The organism is Sphingomonas epibiotica (assembly GCF_039615155.1).
GTDB lineage: Bacteria > Pseudomonadota > Alphaproteobacteria > Sphingomonadales > Sphingomonadaceae > Sphingomonas.
Map to the genome: position 1 here is coordinate 248448 of NZ_JBDGHY010000001.1, position 19030 is coordinate 267477.

General features: G+C 65.0%; 14 protein-coding genes and 1 tRNA gene. 9 read left to right on the forward strand and 6 right to left on the reverse strand.

Annotation, left to right across the window (positions count from 1 at the left end; all coding sequences use genetic code 11):
- Window positions 1-26: 26 nt before the first annotated feature.
- Genes AAIO73_RS01210 through AAIO73_RS01220 form a run of 3 tightly spaced genes read right to left on the reverse strand, consistent with a single transcriptional unit; the run spans window position 27 to window position 4593 of the window.
- Complete coding sequence (locus AAIO73_RS01210) at window positions 27-1517, reverse strand: rhamnogalacturonidase (RefSeq protein WP_526023741.1); 1491 nt, start codon at window positions 1515-1517, stop codon at window positions 27-29.
- Window positions 1514-2707: a rhamnogalacturonan acetylesterase gene (locus AAIO73_RS01215; protein WP_526023754.1), complete on the reverse strand. Its 1194-nt coding sequence runs from the start codon at window positions 2705-2707 to the stop codon at window positions 1514-1516. Before AAIO73_RS01215 ends, AAIO73_RS01210 begins: the two co-directional genes overlap by 4 nt.
- A 2-nt stretch (window positions 2708-2709) precedes the next feature.
- A complete protein-coding gene (locus tag AAIO73_RS01220; protein ID WP_526023742.1) occupies window positions 2710-4593 on the reverse strand; it encodes a rhamnogalacturonan lyase in 1884 nt (627 codons plus the stop codon).
- A gap of 169 nt (window positions 4594-4762) precedes the next feature.
- Here AAIO73_RS01220 and AAIO73_RS01225 point away from each other — a divergent pair, with 169 nt between their 5' ends.
- From AAIO73_RS01225 to trxB, 7 genes are all read left to right on the forward strand, one after another.
- Window positions 4763-7966, forward strand: coding sequence for a TonB-dependent receptor (locus AAIO73_RS01225; protein ID WP_345875658.1), 3204 nt, complete (start codon window positions 4763-4765; stop codon window positions 7964-7966).
- Entirely contained in the window at window positions 7963-8640 is a 678-nt protein-coding gene (locus tag AAIO73_RS01230) for a DUF6250 domain-containing protein (RefSeq protein WP_345875659.1), read from the forward strand. Before AAIO73_RS01225 ends, AAIO73_RS01230 begins: the two co-directional genes overlap by 4 nt.
- A gap of 17 nt (window positions 8641-8657) precedes the next feature.
- Window positions 8658-11339: an exo-rhamnogalacturonan lyase family protein gene (locus AAIO73_RS01235; RefSeq protein WP_345875660.1), complete on the forward strand. Its 2682-nt coding sequence runs from the start codon at window positions 8658-8660 to the stop codon at window positions 11337-11339.
- A gap of 166 nt (window positions 11340-11505) precedes the next feature.
- Window positions 11506-13428 carry a potassium transporter Kup gene (locus tag AAIO73_RS01240; protein ID WP_345876309.1) on the forward strand — a complete coding sequence of 641 codons (1923 nt, stop codon included), beginning with the start codon at window positions 11506-11508 and terminating at the stop codon, window positions 13426-13428.
- Window positions 13425-13943: a 2'-5' RNA ligase family protein gene (locus AAIO73_RS01245; protein WP_345875661.1), complete on the forward strand. Its 519-nt coding sequence runs from the start codon at window positions 13425-13427 to the stop codon at window positions 13941-13943. Before AAIO73_RS01240 ends, AAIO73_RS01245 begins: the two co-directional genes overlap by 4 nt.
- Before the next feature lie 50 nt (window positions 13944-13993).
- A tRNA-Met gene (locus AAIO73_RS01250) sits at window positions 13994-14070 on the forward strand.
- A 397-nt stretch (window positions 14071-14467) separates the two neighbouring features.
- The gene (trxB, locus tag AAIO73_RS01255; protein ID WP_345875662.1) at window positions 14468-15415 is read left to right on the forward strand and encodes a thioredoxin-disulfide reductase; all 948 of its coding nucleotides are present in this window, start codon (window positions 14468-14470) and stop codon (window positions 15413-15415) included.
- Window positions 15416-15454: 39 nt separating this feature from the next.
- Here trxB and AAIO73_RS01260 read toward each other — a convergent pair whose 3' ends face one another.
- From AAIO73_RS01260 to AAIO73_RS01270, 3 genes are all read right to left on the reverse strand, one after another.
- Complete coding sequence (locus AAIO73_RS01260; protein WP_345875663.1) at window positions 15455-16411, reverse strand: aldo/keto reductase; 957 nt, start codon at window positions 16409-16411, stop codon at window positions 15455-15457.
- Window positions 16411-16590, reverse strand: a complete 180-nt coding sequence (locus tag AAIO73_RS01265) for a hypothetical protein (RefSeq protein WP_345875664.1) — start codon at window positions 16588-16590, stop codon at window positions 16411-16413. The genes AAIO73_RS01260 and AAIO73_RS01265 overlap by 1 nt, the downstream gene beginning before the upstream one ends.
- 73 nt (window positions 16591-16663) lie before the next feature.
- On the reverse strand, window positions 16664-17005 hold the full coding sequence (locus tag AAIO73_RS01270) for a hypothetical protein (RefSeq protein ID WP_345875665.1): 342 nt from the start codon (window positions 17003-17005) through the stop codon (window positions 16664-16666).
- Between the two features lie 130 nt (window positions 17006-17135).
- Here AAIO73_RS01270 and AAIO73_RS01275 point away from each other — a divergent pair, with 130 nt between their 5' ends.
- Entirely contained in the window at window positions 17136-18089 is a 954-nt protein-coding gene (locus AAIO73_RS01275) for an ArsR/SmtB family transcription factor (protein ID WP_345875666.1), read from the forward strand.
- Window positions 18086-19027, forward strand: coding sequence for a methylenetetrahydrofolate reductase [NAD(P)H] (gene metF, locus AAIO73_RS01280; RefSeq protein ID WP_345875667.1), 942 nt, complete (start codon window positions 18086-18088; stop codon window positions 19025-19027). The genes AAIO73_RS01275 and metF overlap by 4 nt, the downstream gene beginning before the upstream one ends.
- Window positions 19028-19030: the final 3 nt, after the last annotated feature.

Below are 19030 nucleotides of genomic sequence, written 5' to 3' on the forward strand. Positions count from 1 at the left end.
AATAATAGAATGGTCGCGGCCGTGGGTCAATCGCTACGTGTAACCTTCGTCACCTTCGCTCCCGCGACATCGTCCAAACGGATCGCCGCCCGGCCATCGCCCTTCGTGTTGAGGTTCAGCCCCTCGACCGTCAGCCCCCGCACATGCCGACACCACAGCCCCCATGCCGGCGTCGGCCCGAACATGCTCGGCTCGGGATAGGCATCGGCCAGCTCCGGCGGCATCGCCATCGGCATGCCCCCGCCCGAGAAGGAAAGGCTTATATCGCGCAGGGTTACGTCCTCGATCCGGTGCCCCGGCAACCCCGCCAGCGTCGCCGCGAACCGATGGTCGATGCCCGTCGCCTGCAGCCCTTCGACCACGACCCCCCGGATTGCGCCCACCCCGGTCCCAGCCGGCCCCCGCCGCCGATCGCCGATCCGCAGGAACAGCGGCGCGGTGGTCACCTCGGCCATGGTCAGGTCGCGGACCACCACGTCCTCGATCACTCCCCCGTCGACCGTCTCCAGCGCCAGTCCCCTCGACCGCTCGAACCGGCACCGCTCGATCCGGATCCGCTGAAACCCGCCATTGCTCTCGGTGCCCAGCTTGATCCGCCCGGTCACCCGGTCGCGGTCGGGCGCCAGTTGCTGTGTCTGCCCCCGCGTCCCGTCGATCAGCGTATCCGGGTCATAGCCCGACACGACACAGTCGCGCACCGTCACATCGCTACAGGGCAGTACCCGTCCGAGCGCAAAACTGCTCTTCAAAACAATGGCATCGTCATTGGGCGTATTCACCCGGCACCGCTCGACCAACACGTCCTGCACGGCGTCGAGGTCGATCCCGTCGCGATTGGTATCGATGGTCAGGTCACGCAGCACCATGCCCCGGCAGCCCGTCGCAAGGATCGCGAAATGCCCGCCCCGCGCGATCGTGATCCCCTCGATCCGGACATCCCGCGCCTCGACCAGCGCCACGGCCTTGTTCCCCAGCCCGTTCATCCGCGCCGCATCGGGCTCCAGCGCCGCGATCTCCGCCGCCGTCATCTGCCGCATAGACAGCGGCCGCTCCCCCGCCTGCTTGCGCCACCGCGCCCCCGGCCCGTCGCGGGTCAGCCCCTCGCCATCGATCATCCCCGGCCCGAGGATCGCGACCCGCGCCACACCGTCCCCGACGATTAGGCTGTTATGCCAATGGCTATGCCCGAAATCCTGATATAGCTGCTCGCCGCGATCCTCGGGCAGCGCATATCGCCCGCCATCGCGCGCAGGATCGGCCGCGACGATCACCGCGCCCTGCTCCAGCACCAGCGTCACGTCGCTCGCCAGCCGCAACGTAAAGCACCGATAACGCCCCTTCGGCACCACGACCGTCCCGCCGCCCCGCGCCGCATCGATCGCGCGCTGCACCGCCGCCGTGTCGAGCGTCCGCCCATCGCCGACCGCGCCGAACCGTCGCACATCGAACCGCCGCGCGGCATGGGCGGAAAAGGGCAGGGCCAGCATCCCCAGCAACATGGTGCGCCGGTCGATCAATTGCCGTCCGGCCGCACGTCGCTGCGCGCCGCACTCGGCATGATCGCCACCACCGCCGGCAAGGGGGGCCGTGCCGGATCGAACCGCGCGGCGGTCACATGCGCCGTCATGCCCGGCAGCGTCCGGATACCCTCCGCCACCGCCCGCGCCAGCAGCCACGCGCCATAATTGTTGTGGTGGGTCCGGTCCTTGCCGCCATCGTTGAACGCCTGCGGACTGACCGTCGGACCCAGTGCCTCATAGATGGCGATGCTGGCGGCATTCAGGTCGATGACCGCCACACCTTCCTCCGCCGCGACTGCTCGGACGGCGGCGGGATAGTCCCCCAGTGTCGGCGTAATCCGCCCGGTTGGGTCGAAATTGCGCCGCTCGGGACTGGTCACCAGCACCGGCGTCGCCCCCCGCCGCCGCGCCTCGGCGATATAGGCCTTCAGATAGGCCCGATAGGTCGTCCCGGCCTCGACATAGGTTTGCGGCCACTGCGCTTTCTGGTCGTTATGCCCGAACTGGATCAACAGCCAGTCGCCCTTGCCGATCGTCGACAGCACCTTGTCGAGCCGCAATTCGGTCAGGAACGACTTCAGCGTTTCACCCGACTCCGCATGGTTCGCGACCGCGACCTGCCCATCGAGAAACGCCGGCAGCATCTGGCCCCAACTCGCCGCCGGTTCGGACGGCTGGTCGGTAACCGTCGAATCCCCGACCAGATACAGGGTCGGCACGTCGGCCGGCTCGATCCGGATCGTGTCTACCGCCGCATCGCCGAGCAGTTCGAGCGTCAGGCGATCGTCCCAGGTCGGACTGCCCGCCTCGCGTGGTTTCAGCCGGACCATCGTACCGCCCGGCGCGTTGGCGGGCGGGGGCGCCAGCATCGCCGTCCGTGTATTGACTACGAAGCTGCGCGTCACTCGTTGTCCGGCGCGCGTGACGACTCGGTCGAGCATCAGCCGCCGCGCCTCGGCCTTGACCGTCGTCGTCGCCACCCGCCGGTCGCCCAGTGTTACCGTCACCCGCCAGTTGCCCTCGGGCAGTGCCACCGAAAAGCGCCGCCCGCCGCCCGGCTCGTAACCATAGCCGTCGCGATAGGGCCGATCGCGCTCGACCCGCACCTCGCCCTCGCGTGGCCGGGCCTCATCGAGCCGATAGGTCACCGGCGTCGCCGGGCCGGCGAGCAGCATCGCCAGCGCCATGATCATTTCGGCGCGACCAGCGGATGCGGCGGCTGATTATACGCGGTGTTCTGCCAAGCGACGCCCAAGCGATAGATCGGGTCATGCATCAGGGTCGCGCGCCGGATCTTGGTCGGGAAGGGCGTGGCATAAATCCGCAACTCCCGACTGTCCTCGCTGCGCAGGATCACCTCCTCGCGCCAGTCGCCAAGGATATCGGCCGACAGCGCAGGCGTCGATTTGGTGCCGTTGTTCGACGTCGCCCCCTCGGCGACCAGCAACGGGATCTCGTTCCCCGCCTTCCAGTCCCATTTGGTGATGCGATTACGGTCGAGCAGCTCACGCTGCGCATCGCCGTCCCACCAGATTGCGAAATTTGCGACCTTGGGCTTGGGTCCGGGAATGATTTGCCCCTTGGCCGTGTAGAGGTTGGCCGTACTGGAATTCCAGTTTTCCTCGCCCGGGTAGCGCGGGTCGATATCGGCCGACAGGCCGCGACCGGTGTCCTTGGTCGCCGGCGTCGTCCACAGGATCGCGCCGGTCCGAGCGTCGAGCATCGCCGATCCGATCCCGCCATTGCGCGGTACCTCTTCATGGACGCCGAATTTTTCGAGCCCCGGCCGGGTCGGGTCGAGATCGCCCAGATGCATCGTATCGCCATGCCCCAGGCCGGCGCTCCACAGCCCTTTGCCGTCGTCGTCGATCGCCATCGATCCGTAGATTATCTCGTCGCGGCCATCGCCATCGACATCGGCGACCGACAGATTGTGGTTGCCCTGTCCGGCGAATTTCGCATTGCCCGGCGCCGAACTGTCGAACAGCCAACGCTGCGTTAGTTTACCGTCGCGCCAGTCCCATGCCGCGACCGTCGACCGCGCATAATAGCCGCGCCCGAAAATCCCGCTCGGCCGCTCACCGTCTAGAAAGGCGACCCCTGCAAGGAACCGGTCGGACCGGTTGCCATAGCCATCGCCCCACAGTGCCTGCAGCCCCTCCGGCGTATCGCTGCCGCGCGGCGGCGCATAGGGTTGCGTCGCCAGCGCCCGCCCCGTTGCTCCTTCGAACACGGTCAGATATTCCGGCCCCGACAGGATGCGCCCCTGGATCCGTGCGACCTTGCGCCCGTCGGGCAGGGTGGTCGCACCGGTGCGATCGGCCTGCGGCAATTCGCCGTCCTTCGCCCGCCAGTCGGCGTCGGCATCGCCCAGCACGCGGCCGGTACCGTCGATCGTGCCGTCACCGGTTTTCACCATGATCTCCGCGCGCCCGTCGCCGTCGAAGTCATAGACCATGAATTGCGAATAATGCGCGCCCGAGCGGATGTTGCGCCCCAGATCGATCCGCCACAGCCGTTTGCCCTCCAGCGTATAGGCGTCGAGCAATGTTTCGCCGCTATAGCCGCCGAACGCATTGTCCTTCGAAATGGTCGGGTCCCACTTCAGCACGATCTCATAGCGGCCATCGCCATCCAGATCGCCGACACTCGCGTCGTTGGCGGTGTAGCCATAGCGTTCCCCTGTGGGCGTCACCCGTTCGGCGGGCGGATCGAGCGGGATCGACCAATATCCGTTCGACCAGACCGCCGCCGTGGCCGCCGGCTCCCGTATTCCGATCGTCTCGAGCCGATAGCGCGCCGCGGGGGCTCCGGTCCGGTCGTGGAAGCTCGACGCCCCGGACACCCGCGCGGCGATCACCCTGCCGTCGCGCAGCAGGCGGAACGTGGTTCCAGGCCGGTCGGTCACGAGCAGCCGCCACGAAATGTGATTGCCGCCGTCCTTGGCCGGCACCGCCACCAGTCCCCGATCGAGTCGCTCGACTTGCCGGCCGTCCGTCGCGGCATTCGGTGCGGCGAAGGCGGTTGCCGACACGCTCGCAGCCAGCATCCCCAGAATCAATCCGCGCATCATCCGCTCTCCTGTCGTCCATATTGTTTCACCATATGGACACAAATATCATATTGCGAAGATTCTGCTTTGCAAGCGGTCCGTTCCACGGTAGGCCCGACGTCGAGCAAAGCGATTTTGATCGGCGACGGGGAACACCCACGCGCCGTCCCGGAAATGAGGAGGGGTTTGCATGACGTCGTTCGCCAATATCCGTGGAGCCAGGCTGCGCGCCGCCGCGTCGGGCTTGGCCCTGATCGTCGCGCTGGGTAGCGCGCCGGCCTTCGCGCAGGTCGTCGCATCGGGCGGCGAAGCGAACCAGTCGCCGACCGATCCGCTCGATCAGGAAGCCGAAATCCTCGTCACCGGCACCCGGGCGTCGCTGCAATCCGCGATCGCCCGAAAGAAGAATGCCGATACCGTCGTCGACTCGATCGTCGCGGAGGATATCGCCAGCTTCCCCGACAAGAATGTCGGCGAGGCGCTGGCGCGGGTCACCGGCGTGCAGTTGCAGCGCGAGTTCGGCGAAGGCTCTAAAATCTCGATCCGCGGCGTCGAACCCGACCTGAACCGTGTGGAGGTGAACGGCGTCAGCCAACAGTCGCCGGGCGGCGAGCGAAGCGGTGATTTCCGCGAACTGGCGGTCGAACTGGTCAAGTCGGTCGACGTCTACAAGGGCTATACGGTCGACCTGACCGAAGGCGGCATCGGCGGCACGGTCCGCATCGAAACCCGTCGCCCGCTCGAACTGACCAAGCCGTTGTTCAGTATCAAGGGTGAGGCACAACGCCTCAATCTTACCCAGAAATGGCGTCCGCGCTTCAACCTGACCGCCGGACGGTCCGACCTGCTCGACGGGCGGCTGGGCGTGCTGTTCAACGTGACCCACAGTGTCGTCGACACGCGCGGCGATTCCGTGGCCAACACCAATTGGCAGCGCTATCTCGACTTCGATCGCTCGACCGAAAAGACGATCGCGAACCCGGCCTATGCCAATTTCGGGACCTATGAAAGCTGCGCGGGGACGACCGGCGCTACCGCTGCTGCGGCGACTGCCAACCGACTGGCGTGCGAGGACCAGTTCTTCGACTGGTCGCCGGGTTCGGTCCGCTATCGGAATCAGGAGCGCACCGACGCCCGCACATCGCTCGATCTGCAAGCGCAATATCGGTTCGCCGACAATTTCTCGGTCTGGGGTCAGGTTCAGCTGAACTACCGCAACCAGAATCTGCGCGACACCAACTATGCCGTCAACATGGGCGGCGGCCTGACCAGCGCCGGAACCGTCAACAGCACGCCCGACATCACCCGCTACAATCTGGATGCGGCGTTGGCGACGAACGCCGCGGGGGGCACGTCGCGCCCCCGTCCGACGCAGTCGTTCGTCACCACCGACGGTCATATCCTGACGAGCTGGACGACGGCGCTCAACGCCGGGACGCCGCCGGGCAACGGCATCGTCGCTAATTCGGGCGGTGCCAGCAACATCGTCGGCGTGCAGCGCCGCGATTTCAGCTACGACGAAAACACCCGCTATTATCAGTCCGGGTTCCAGTGGGAACTGGACCGGATGAAGATGACGTTCCTCGCATCGCGTTCGGAGGGGAACCGGGTCAACGAAACCAACCTCGTGGCGATTTCGACGGGCGTGTCGGGCATCAGCATCGATCGCCGCAACGCCGACGGCCTGCCTATCCTGGGTTTCCCCAGTGCCTTCGATCCGTCGAACATCGCGGCTTATGGCGATAATACGCGGCGCGGTGCCAATGGACAGTTGCTGGTTCAAAGCGGCCCGAGCGTGCAATATCGCCCGAGCCAGAATGATTCGGCCGAGGATCAGCTTAAGCTCGACGTCGATTACGACCTCGACTGGGGTTTTCTGCGCAGTCTCGAATTCGGTGGCCAGTATCGCAACCAGGACCTCGTCGCCTACAATGCTGGCGGTGCGCGACTACTCTCGCCGCAGGTCGTTGCGGTCCCGGCGGCCGGAATCGTCGGCCGACCGGCGGTATTCCAGTATAACAACAACGTTTCGCTGACGACGGTCATAGGCTCGCCCCCGGCGACCGGTCCCGTCGCGGGCGTTACCTATTTCACGCCGGCCCAGTATCAGCAGTTCCTGCAGGTCAATGGCGGCGTCACCGGGGGCGCCCCGTTGTTCGGCGGCATCCCGGCGGTCGAGGGCGCCCCGACCCGGCTTGCCCAGCCGTTGTTCGATTTCGCCAACCTGTCGCGCTATTATGACCTGTCCGGCTTCAACCAGAGCCGGGTCCGCTTCGCGGACGGCCTGCCGCAGATTCCCGGCTACGTCATTAACGAAAAGATCGTTGCCGGTTACCTGAAGCTCAATTTCGGGACCGACATTTTCGGTATGCCATTGACCGGTAACGCCGGCATGCGCTACACCTATACCCGCGACGATTCGACCAGCAGCAACACCCGGCGAGAAAGCCGCATCCGTCCCGGCACCGGCGTCCCCGGCATTCCGGCGGTCATCGAGGTTGCAACGGTCGGCGTGCAGGAAGTCACGCTGACCAACGACTATCACGACTGGCTGCCGGCGGTGAACCTGTCGCTGGAGGTGCAGCGAAACCTGTTTGTCCGGGCAACCTATGCGAAGAATCTGGCGCGCCCCCGGCCGGGCGACCTGTCGCCTTCCGTCAATTGCGTCATTGACGTCGCCGACACCATCGCCGGTGAAGATACCTGCTCCGCAGGCAATCCAGCGCTGCAGCCCTACCGCGCCGATCAGTACGACCTGAACGCCGCTTGGTATCCGAACGCCGATACGATCGTTAGCATCGGCTATTATTACAAGGACATCAAAAGCTTCGTCTTGCCGGCATCGGTCCGTGCGGGAGTCAACCTGTTTGGCGACGGCGTGCTCTACACCGTGCGTCAGCCGACCAACGGGTTCGGTGCGAAGCTGGACGGGTTTGAAGTCAGCGCCTCGACCGCCTTCACCTTCCTGCCGGCACCGTTTGACGGGTTCGGCGTGAACGGCAATTTCACTTACAGCCGTGCGCTCAATAGCGCGTTGACGAATGTGGCAACGGGGGAACGGCTCGACGCTTTCCCGGGCCTGTCAAAATATACTTACAATGGCAGCGTCTTCTACGACAAGGATTGGCTGAACGCACGCGTCAGTTACAACAAGCGCAGCGACTATCTTCTCGTTGCAGCCGACGCGACCAACAGCAACAATCCGATCTTCCGGCGCGGGGAAACCTATGTCGATGCGAAGGTGCAGTTCCGTATCACGCCGCAATACAGCCTGTTCTTCGAAGCGCTGAATCTCACCAACGAACTGTCCCGCGCCTATATCGACGATGCGCGCGTGGTCGAATTCACCGACAACGGTCGCCGCATCTTCGTCGGTGCGCAGTTCAAGCTGTGACCTACCATGCCGGCCGCCTTGTACGTCAGGGCGGCTGGCTGTTGCTGGTGGCGCTAACCGGCTGTGCTCATCCGCCGATACCTGCGATCGCATGGTCGATCGAGGCGGAATCACCGCAAGCACAGGTCCGTTACCTTCCCGGCGGCGTGATCGACATCGACACGCCGCGCGGGCTTACCCTGTGGTATCCCGATCGGCTCGACGGGCCGGTACGTATCGCCTTCGATGCGATGGCGGTATCGGCGGGCGGGCCGAACGATCGGGTCAGCGATCTCAACGCCTTCTGGATGGCGACCGACCCGGCGGCTCCCGATCGGTCGGTTTTCTCCCAACCGCGTAATGGCCGGTTCGAGGCGTATGACACGCTCACTACCTATTACGTCGGCATCGGCGGCAACCGGAACACGACGACGCGGATGCGGCGCTATACCGGCCGGCCGGGCGACCGGCCGCTGCTGGCCGAACATGACCGGGCCGATCCGGCCGCATTGTTGCAGCCCGCTCGCTGGACCCGCGTCGCGCTGATCGCCGATGGCGGCCGGATCGCAGTGGAACGTGACGGCCGCATGCTGTTCGCGATGACCGACCCCGCCCCCTATCGCAGCGGCTGGTTCGCGTTGCGCACGACGCAGAGCCATTTGCGCATTCGCCGGGTAACGATTTCCCGGCTCTGACTATCGGAGACACGACCATGCCGATCACCCGCCGCGGCCTGATGGGTGCGACCATGTTAGCGGCCGGCCTACGCAGCCTGCCGGCATTCGCCGCTCCCGTCGACCGTGGGCGAATAGTGGATGGGCGCGCGAACTGGGTCGAGGGCCGGTCGCCGGCCGCGCATGCCGGGCAGACGTTCGGCATGGCATGGCCGCGTGGACGGGTGCCGGCGCGGCAGCGCTGGGCAGTGCGCGACGATGCCGGCCGACCGCTGCCCGCCCAGAGCTGGGTGACGGCGACATGGCCCGATGGCAGCGTGAAATGGACGGCCCATGCGCTTCCGGCCGATATGGCACCGGGCGCTGCGGTCATGGTCGGACCGGGTCGGGCATCGCTGCCCGATGCGCCGGTGCGGGTCGAGGAGCGGGGCGACCTGATCGTCATCGCGACCGGCGACCGGCGTTGGGAAATCGGCCGCAGCGGCGATGCCCTAATCCGGCGCGCAACCTGCGGCGACCGTATGGTCCTGCGCGACGCGGCGCTGGTCGCCGAACTGCGGCAGGGTTCGCCCGAAGGCCCGCGCCTGTCGCTGAACGGACGTATCGACCGCGTGACCGTGGAGCAACGCGGACCGGTGCGCGCCGTCGTGAAGGTCGAGGGCTATCATGTCGGTGGCGAACAGCGGGCGCTACCCTTCGTCGTCCGTCTCTATGCCTATGCGGGTTCGCACGGGCTGCGGATCGTCCACAGCTTCGTCCACGACATCGATCCGGCGCGATGGTTCGTGTCGGGGATCGGGTTGACCACTGCCGTGCCGATGGTGGCGCCGCTGCACGATCGGCATGTGCGCATCGCGCTGGATGACGGGGCGATGCTCGTCGAGGCGGTGCGACCACTGACCGGGCTGCGGCGCGATCCGGGCGAGGCGACTCGCGCGGCGCAAATCGACGGCCGGGCGACGCCGCCCCCGTCGATGATGGGGAAACCCGTCGGTGATCTGCTGCAGCGGATCCCGGCATGGGAAGAATTTTCGCTCGCACAATTCTCGGCACAGGGTTTCACGCTGCGCAAGCGGACCGGGGCGGATCATGGCTGGGTCGATGCGGGGGAGGGCGGTCGCGCACCCGGCTTCGCCTATGTCGGTTCGCCGCAGGGCGGTGCCGCGATCGGCGCGCGTTGGTTCTGGCAACGCCATCCCGGCGAGATCGCCGTGACGAACGCGACGGGGGACGATGCCCGGCTGACGCTGTGGCTATGGTCGCCGCGCGCCGGCGCGATGGACCTGCGATCCTATCGCGGGGTGATGGGGATGGAAGGATATGACGCCCAGAATGAAGGGCTGGCGGTAACCTACGAGGATTACGAGCCGAGCTGGGACAGTTCCGCCGGGATCGCCCGCACCAGCGAACTGATGCTGTGGGCGTTCGACTCGACCCCGCCGACGGAGCGGTTGCAGGCGCTGGCCGTGATTGCTGCCGACGCGCCGCAACTGGTTGCCGATCCGGCCGGACTGCACGCCGCCAGGGTGTTCGGCCATTGGAGCCTGCCCGACCGATCGACGCCCAACCGGACCGCGATAGAGGACCAGTTGGTGCATCTGGTCGACTTTTACGCGGGGGAGGTCGATCGGCGCCATTGGTATGGTTTCTGGAACCATGGCGACGTCATGCACAGCTATGATTCGGATCGCCACCAGTGGCGCTACGATATCGGCGGCTTTGCCTGGGCCAACAGCGAACTATCGCCCGATTTGTGGCTGTGGATGCAGGCGCTGCGCACCGGCGGCGGTCAGGCCTATCGTCTGGCGGAGGCGATGACCCGCCATACGGGGGAGGTGGACGTGTACCATCTCGGCCGTTTCCGCGGCATGGGCACCCGCCACGGCGTGCAGCACTTCAGTGACAGTTCCAAACAACCCCGAATCAGCAACGCCACCTACCGCCGAATCTATTATTATCTGACCGCCGACGAACGGGTTGGCGACCTGATGCGCGACCTGCTGACATCGGATCGGACGTTGGAAACGGTCGAGATCGGCCGGAAGGTGCCGGGGGGCGAGCGTTCGACCCTGCCGGCGGGCATGATCGAAATGTCGTTCGGGACGGTATGGTGTTCGCTCGCCGCCGCGTGGCTGACCGAGTGGGAACGCACTGGCGACCGGCGGTGGCGCGACCGCCTGATAGCGGGCATGGACAGTATCGGCCGTCTGACGAATGGATGGATTGCGGGCAGTGCGCCCTATGATCTGGCAAGCGGGCGGTTCGCCGGGCCGGGGGACGCGGTGTCGATATCGCATCTGAACGCGGTTTTCGGTGCGGTCGAGATCAACGCCGAACTGCTGCAATTGCTCGACGTGCCGCGCTACCGCCAGGCATGGCTCGACTATTGCCGCTACTATAACGTGCCCCGTGCCGTGTTCGAAGCGCGGTTCGGACCGCGCAAGGGATCGGAAAACCTTGCCGAGGCGCATTCCCGCCTGACTGCGTTCGCGGCTTGGGCCGAAGCCGATGCGACTCTTGCCAACCGGGCGTCGGCCGAATTTTTTGCGGGCAGGGCGGGGCTGGGCACTCGGATCGACGATCCCCGACGAACGCTGCCCGGCGGCATCGTCGAATGGCCCGGCATTAGTACCAATGCCGCATCGCAATGGGGGCTGGCGGCGATCGAGAATTTGGCGCTGATCCCCTCGGCGATCGATAGCGGCAGGCTGCGCTCCTGATCTGATATCGCTGCAAAGGGCCGTTCATCGAAGGTGCAGGTGGATCGGCCCATCACCGAACGTTGCGCGGCTATGGTGCGCGTGCTAACGGCGCGCGCTCAAACCATTGGGACGCGGTCGACATGACCAACCTCGTTGCCACTTCGGCGCGGTCCCCGCGCCCGTGATGTTCTCCAGAGAGGCTTCCGGCGAAGCCACCGATCTTCCCGCGGAGGGGCCGGGCCATCACGGCCCCGCACAGTCGCTCGCTAAGCTGTCGCTTGGTGCGCTCGGCATCGTCTATGGCGATATCGGCACCTCGCCGCTTTACGCGATGAAGGAAACGTTCGTCGGGCACCATCGCCTAGCCGTCGATCAGATCAACATTTTCGGCGTCGTCAGCCTCGTTTTCTGGTCGCTGATGCTGATCGTGACGCTGAAATACGTCTTCATCATCATGCGAGCGGACAATAACGGAGAGGGCGGCAGCCTCGCGTTGCTTGCCCTGATCCAGCGCAAGACCGGCGGCGGTCGCTGGACGTCCAGCCTCGTCATTCTGGGGGTGCTGGCAACGGCGCTGTTCTTCGGCGACTGCATGATTACGCCGGCGGTGTCGGTGTTGTCGGCGGTCGAGGGGCTGGCGACGGTCAATGCCGGCTTCGACCCGTTCGTCATTCCGATTGCCGTCGTCATCATGATCGCGCTGTTCTGGTTGCAGGCGGTCGGGACGGCAGGAGTCGGGCGGCTGTTCGGGCCGATAATGATTGCCTATTTCGTGACACTCACCGGCCTAGGCATCCTAAACATCCTCGAACGACCTGAGATCGTTCAGGCGCTGAACCCGATCTGGGCGGTGCGATTCTTCGCACAGGACGGCATCCTCGCTTTTCTGGCGCTTGGCTCGGTGGTGCTTTCTGTCACCGGCGCGGAGGCGCTCTACGCCGATATGGGGCATTTCGGACGGCGGCCGATCTCCATTGCGTGGCTCTACTGCGTGTTTCCTGCGCTTATGCTGAACTATCTCGGGCAAGGGGCATTGCTGCTCGAGAACCCGCATGCGGCTTCAAACCCGTTTTTCTTCATGGCCTCAGAAGATTTCCGGCTACCGCTAGTCATCCTTGCGACGCTCGCAACGATCATCGCCAGTCAGGCGGTCATCACCGGAGCGTTTTCGGTTGTGCAACAGGCCGTGCAGCTCGGATTAATGCCGCGCCTGCGCATCGAACATACCAGTGCGGATGCGGCCGGCCAAATCTATATTCCCGCCGTGAACTGGGCGCTCCTCATCATGGTGCTGCTGCTGATCTTCGGGTTTCAGGAATCGTCGAACCTCGCCGCTGCCTATGGGATCGCCGTGACCGGCACGATGTTCATCAGCACCTGCATGATCGCGGTGCTCATCAAGCGCGTGTGGAACTGGCCGGTAGCGGCGGTCGCGGGTTTCATGGCCATCTTCCTGTGCATCGACGGCGCCTATTTCGCGTCCAACCTGACCAAGGTTCCCGATGGCGGTTGGTTCCCGCTGCTGGTCGGCATCGTCGTGTTCGTCCTGCTGACGACCTGGGCCAAGGGGCGCAAGCTGATGATCGAGCGGATGCGCGAGGCGGCGATGCCCATCAAGGTGTTCATCCAGTCAGCGGCAAGTTCGGCGACCCGCGTGCCGGGTACCGCGGTGTTCATGACCTCGACGCCGGAGGGCGTGCCGCACGCACTGCTGCATAATCTAAAGCACAACAAGGTGCTACACGACCGCGTCATCCTGTTGACCGTCAAGATCGCCGATACGCCCTATGTGGACCCGGAAGTGCGAACGAAGACCGAGGATCTGGGGCAGGGCTTTCACCGCATGATCCTGAAATTCGGCTTCATGCAGGATCCGGACGTACCAGGGGCGCTGAAGGCGGTCGGCTGCTGCGGCGGTGACTTCCGGATGATGGACACCAGCTTCTTCCTCGCGCGGCAGACGCTGTTGCCGTCGTCGCGTCCGGGCATGATGATCTGGCGCGAGAAGCTGTTCGCGTGGATGCTGCAGAATTCGGAAAGCGCGATGGAGTTTTTCCGCCTGCCGACGAACCGCGTCGTCGAACTGGGCAGTCAGGTCGAGATTTGACCGATCATCAGCGCCCTGCGCCGATCATCGTGACCGCCCTGTTCGGGCACGAGGATCAGGTGTGGTTCGACCGACAGCGCCGCGCTTATTTTCCGCCCGAGCGCAATGTGTTGGCGGCGCATTGTACCATGTTCCACCATCTCGCACCGGAACTGGGTGCCGAGTTGAAGCAACGGTTGAACGCGGTGACGCGCGGGTTGCCGGCCCCGCACGCCCGGGTGGGAGGTTTGATGAACCTCGGGCGCGGCGTCGCCTATCGGATCGAGTCACCCGACCTTGAGGAAATTCGTGCCGACTTGGCCGACGCCTTTGCTTCGATGCTGGTACCGCAAGACCGGAGCGGGTGGCGTCCGCACGTCACGGTCCAGAACAAGGTCGAACCGGCCGAGGCCAAGGCGTTGTTGGCGACCCTTTCGGCCGGTTTTTCACCGCGACCGGTTAAAATCGCTGGTTTGGCAAGCTGGTGGTATCGCGGCGGACCGTGGGAAGCATTTTCTCGTCACATGTTCGCTTGACCAGGGCGATTCCCGTTCGTATAGGGCCGCCTCCCGACGGGAAGTGGCGGGGCGAAGTAGCTCAGTTGGTTAGAGCACGGGAATCATAATCCTGGGGTCGGGGGTTCAAATCCCTCCTTCGCTACCACCGAAATGTCGAGGATCGGAAAGCGCAAGTCGTTGCGATGCCATAATATGCATCGTTGAGGCTTTTTCTGTGCCAAAATCGAACTGTTGCCACCTTCGTTCGTTGGGATTGTACAACGAAACTGGAGAGGCCCAGATCATGGTTACCATCAGTCAGCGTCGCCCGATGCTCGATGGCGCGCGCGATCGCCCACGCAATATGACCGGTCTAATTCTTTGCACGCTATTGGCGTTGCCGTTCTGGGGCGTGGTTCTGGCTGTCGTTCCTTAGGGCGGTAGGCGGCGTGGGTTGCAGTAGCTCCGGGACGACCCATGTTGCGTTCGAACGGCGCGTCTGATTAGACGGCGCAAAGGCTTCGAACGGAACTATTGAAATGTCTGTGACCCATCATACCCGCATGCTTGTCCTCGGCTCGGGACCAGCGGGATTGTCCGCCGCGATCTATGGCGCGCGGGCCGGCATGGAGCCGATCGTCGTGCAGGGCATTCAGCCCGGCGGTCAATTGATGACCACGACCGACGTCGAAAACTATCCGGGCTTTCGCGATGTAGTGCAGGGCCCTTGGCTGATGGGCGAGATGCAGGCGCAGGCCGAGCATGTGGGCACGCGCATGATGTGGGACACAATCATCGATGTCGACCTGACACGTCGTCCGTTCCGGCTGACCGGTGACAGCGGCGACGTGTATGAAGGCGAAGTCTTGGTGATCGCCACTGGCGCTCAGGCGCGCTGGCTCGGGCTGGAGAGCGAAGAGCTGCTGAAGGGCAAGGGCGTGTCGGCCTGCGCCACCTGCGACGGGTTCTTCTATCGCGGCAAGAAGGTAGCGGTGATCGGTGGCGGCAACACTGCTGTCGAAGAGGCGCTGTACCTGACCAATCACAGCGACGACGTGACCATCATCCACCGCCGCGACAGCTTTCGCGCCGAACGCATCCTGCAACAGCGGCTGTTCGCCAGGGACAAGATCAGCGTGCTGTGGAACAAGCAGGTCGAGCGTTTCGTCGGTGGTGGCGATCCCCACGGCCTTATCGGTATCGAATTGAAGGACACTGTTACCGGCGACATTTCGATGCTGAATGTCGACGGCGGCTTCGTCGCGATCGGCCATCACCCGGCGACCGAGCTATTTCGTGGCCATTTGGCGCTCGACGACGATGGCTATATCGCGGTTGAGGCCGGATCGACCCGCACGAGCGTGCCCGGCGTATTCGCGTGCGGCGACGTGATGGACAAGGTTTATCGGCAGGCGGTGACGGCGGCCGGCACCGGCTGCATGGCCGCGCTCGACGCCGAACGCTTCCTGCAAGCCGCCGAGTTCGACGATCTGGCGGAAGCGGCGGAATAGCGCACCAGCGGGGGTGGTTCGTTACCCCCGCACTATGCATCACACGCCCGCGTCGGTTAGCCGGGCCAGCTGGTCGGCAGACAGTTCGACCCGCCACGACCCGACCAGTTCCTCCAGTTGTCCGACGCTGGTCGCGCTGGCGATTGGTGCGGTCACGCCCTCCTGCGCGGCGAGCCACGCCAGCGCCAGCTGCGCCAGTGTCGCACCGGTTTCCTCGGCGACCGCTTCCATCGCCGCCAGCACCGCAGCGCCCTTACCCTCCAGCAATTCTGCCATGCCGGCCCCTCGCACGCTCTGCGACAGGTCGTCGGTCGAGCGATATTTGCCGGTCAGGAAGCCGGAAGCGAGCCCGTAGTAGGGCGCGACGCCGATATTATGCTCGACGCAAAGATTCTGCAGTTCGCCTTCGTATCGGCGGCGGCTAACCAGGTTATATTCGGGTTGTAGCACGTGGAAGCGCGGCAGCCCTTCGGCGACGGCCAGATCGATCGCCGATTTCAGACGCATCGCGCGGAAGTTGGAGGCACCGAGCACACGCACCTTCCCCGCGTCGATCAGCCGTCCGAACGCGGCAAGATACTCGGCCTGCGGCACGTCCTCATCATCCTGATGCGCGTAATAGAGGTCGATGCGATCGGTGCCGAGCCGCACCAGCGACGCTTCCGCCGCCGCCGCGATCCGTGCCGGCGCCAGCTTCTCGCCGCCCTCGCCGGGCAGCATGCCGACCTTCGTCGCGATCAGTACGCGGTCGCGTTTGCCCGAGTGTCGCAGCCATTCGCCGATGATCGTTTCCGACTCGCCTCCGTGATGGCCGTCGACCCATGCCGAATAGACATCGGCGGTGTCGACCATCGTGCCGCCCATATCGATAAAGGCGTCGAGGATGCGGAAGCTCTGCGCGCGATCGATCGTCCAGCCGAAGACGTTGCCGCCGAGGATCAGTGGCGGGGTGGCGAGATCGGTTGCACCCAGCGTGTGCAGCGGAAAATCGGTCATCAAGGTTCTTTCTGTTGGGGTGCCAGCACGTTGCCATCGACACTGTTCGCGTCGAGCATTGCCGCGGCGTCGTTGAGTGCTGCGGCTTCGCTCTGGGTCACGCCGCCCGGCCCGGATGGTTCGTCATTGCCGCTACAGGCGGCAAGGAGCAGCGGGGCGAGGGCAAGAAACTGGCGCATCGATCGTCTCCCAACGAAAAAGGCCGCCCCCCGTTGCATCGGGGAGCGGCCTGTCACTTTTAGCCGGTTGGGGTCAGCGCTGCATGTCGCGACCAGCCTTTTCCAGTTCCTGGCCTGCTTCCCGCTGCGCATTGTCGGCGGCGGCATCGGCCTTGGCAGCGCCGCGATCGATGGCGGCACCGGCGCGGTCGGTCGCGTTCTCGATCTTGTCGCCGGCACGGTCGGTGGCGTTCTCGGCGGCGCCCAGTGCGCGTTCGCCAGCGGTCTGTACGTCGTCGACGGCCTCGCCCATGGTCGCGTTTACGTCAGCCGCGACGGCATCGGCTGCCTCGCCGGTTTCGTTCTGTGCCTTCTGGCTACATGCGCCGATCGAGAGGGCGGCAGCGGCGAGCGGCAGCAGGAGAATTTTCTTCATGTCGGTTACCCTTCCGTTATGATCGGCGGCCCAACGCACCAGCTTGCCCACAGTTTCCCTCGCACCATGATAGTGCAGCGCCGTGCGCTATCGATTGACGTCATATAAAGATATCTTTATATGACGTCCCATGGTTCCGGCCCTCGATATCCTGCGCGCAGCGAGCGACGCTACCCGGTTGCGGGTGCTAATGCTGTTGCGGGCAATGGAATTGTCGGTCGGCGAATTGGCACAGGTTCTGGATCAGAGTCAGCCTCGCGTCAGCCGTCACGTCAAGATCCTGTGCGATGCCGGGCTGGCGGTCCGGCGGAAGGAAGGCAGCTGGGTCTTCGTGGCGCTCGGTGCGCCGGCGCTCGTCGACCCGCTGCTCGTGGCGCTGGATGGTTGGATGCCGGCGGACGATGCGGTGACTGTCGCGGACCGGGCGCAACTGGCGGCGGTACGGGCGGACCGCACGGCGGCGGCGGCGGCATGGTTCGAGACGCATGCCGGGGAATGGGATGCGATCCGCTCGCTGCACATCGCCGAGGAACAGGTCGAGGCTGCGATGGCCGCGGCGCTTGGCGCCGACCCGATCGGGCTGCTGGTCGATATCGGGACCGGTACCGGACGGATGCTTGAACTGTTCGCTCCGCAGGCGACGCAGGCGATCGGCATCGACCGGTCGTCGGAGATGCTGCGACTGGCGCGGGCGAAGCTGACCGAACAGGGGCTCGACCATGCCGAATTGCGACAGGCCGATATTCACACGCTGCCGCTGGCCGAAGCGGTTGCCGATGCGGCGGTGCTGCATCATGTGCTGCATTTCGTACAGCACCCCGGCGCCGCGATCGAAGAGGCGGCGCGCGTCCTGCGGCCCGGCGGGCGGTTGCTGATCTGCGACTTCGCGCCCCATGCACGCGAGGAATTGCGACAGCGCGACGCCCATGCGCGGCTCGGCTTTTCCGACGAACAGATGCTTGGATGGTTCGCCGATGCAGGGCTGGCACCGGTATCGACTCAGACGCTGGGCGGCGGCGAATTGACGGTAAAACTATGGATGGCACGGCGGACGTTCGACGTGCGAGAGGTGAAGGCGGCATGACTCCTACCATTTCCGATCTCGAAGAGGCGCGGCGCGCACTCGATGCCCCGTTGTTCGCCGATTTGGCAGGCGACTGTGCGGTCAGCTTCGAATTCTTCCCGCCCAAGACCGAGAAGATGGAAGCGGCTTTGTGGGAAACGGTGCGCGCGCTCGAACCGCTGGCGCCGAAATTCGTATCGGTAACCTATGGCGCGGGCGGATCGACGCGCGAGCGGACCCATGCCACCGTCGCCCGCATCGCGCGCGAGACGGCGATGCCTGCCGCCGCCCATCTGACCTGCGTCGAGGCGAGCAAGGCCGAGATCGATCAGGTGGCCGAGGAATATTGGCAGGCGGGTGTGCGCCATATCGTCGCACTGCGCGGCGATCCGCCGACCATGGGCCAGAAGTTCGTCGCGCATCCCGATGGCTATGCCAATGCCGCCGATCTTGTCGCGGGCTTGCAGAAGCTGCACCCGTTCGAGATTTCGGTTGCCGCCTATCCGGAATGCCATCCGGACTCGGCGCATCAGACCGCCGATCTCGACAATCTGAAGCGCAAGATCGACGCCGGGGCTTCACGCGCGATCACGCAATTTTTCTTTACGCCCGAAGCGTTCTTCCGCTTTCGCGATGCGGCGGGGGCGGCGGGGATCAGCGCTGATCTGGTGCCGGGCATCCTGCCGGTGTCGAATGTCGGACAGGTGCGGAAGTTCGCGGGGCTGTGCGGCGCGTCGATTCCAGCGTGGATGGATCGACTGTTCGAGGGGCTCGACGATCATCCCGGCGCGCGGCAACTGGTCGCGGCGACCGTCGCAGCGGAAATGTGCCGCAAACTCTATGCCGGCGGCGTGCGCGATTTCCATTTCTATACGCTCAACCGCGCCGAACTGTCCTACGCCATTTGCCACCTGCTGGGGCTGCGACCCAAGCCGACGGCGGTTGCGGCGGCGGCGTGATCC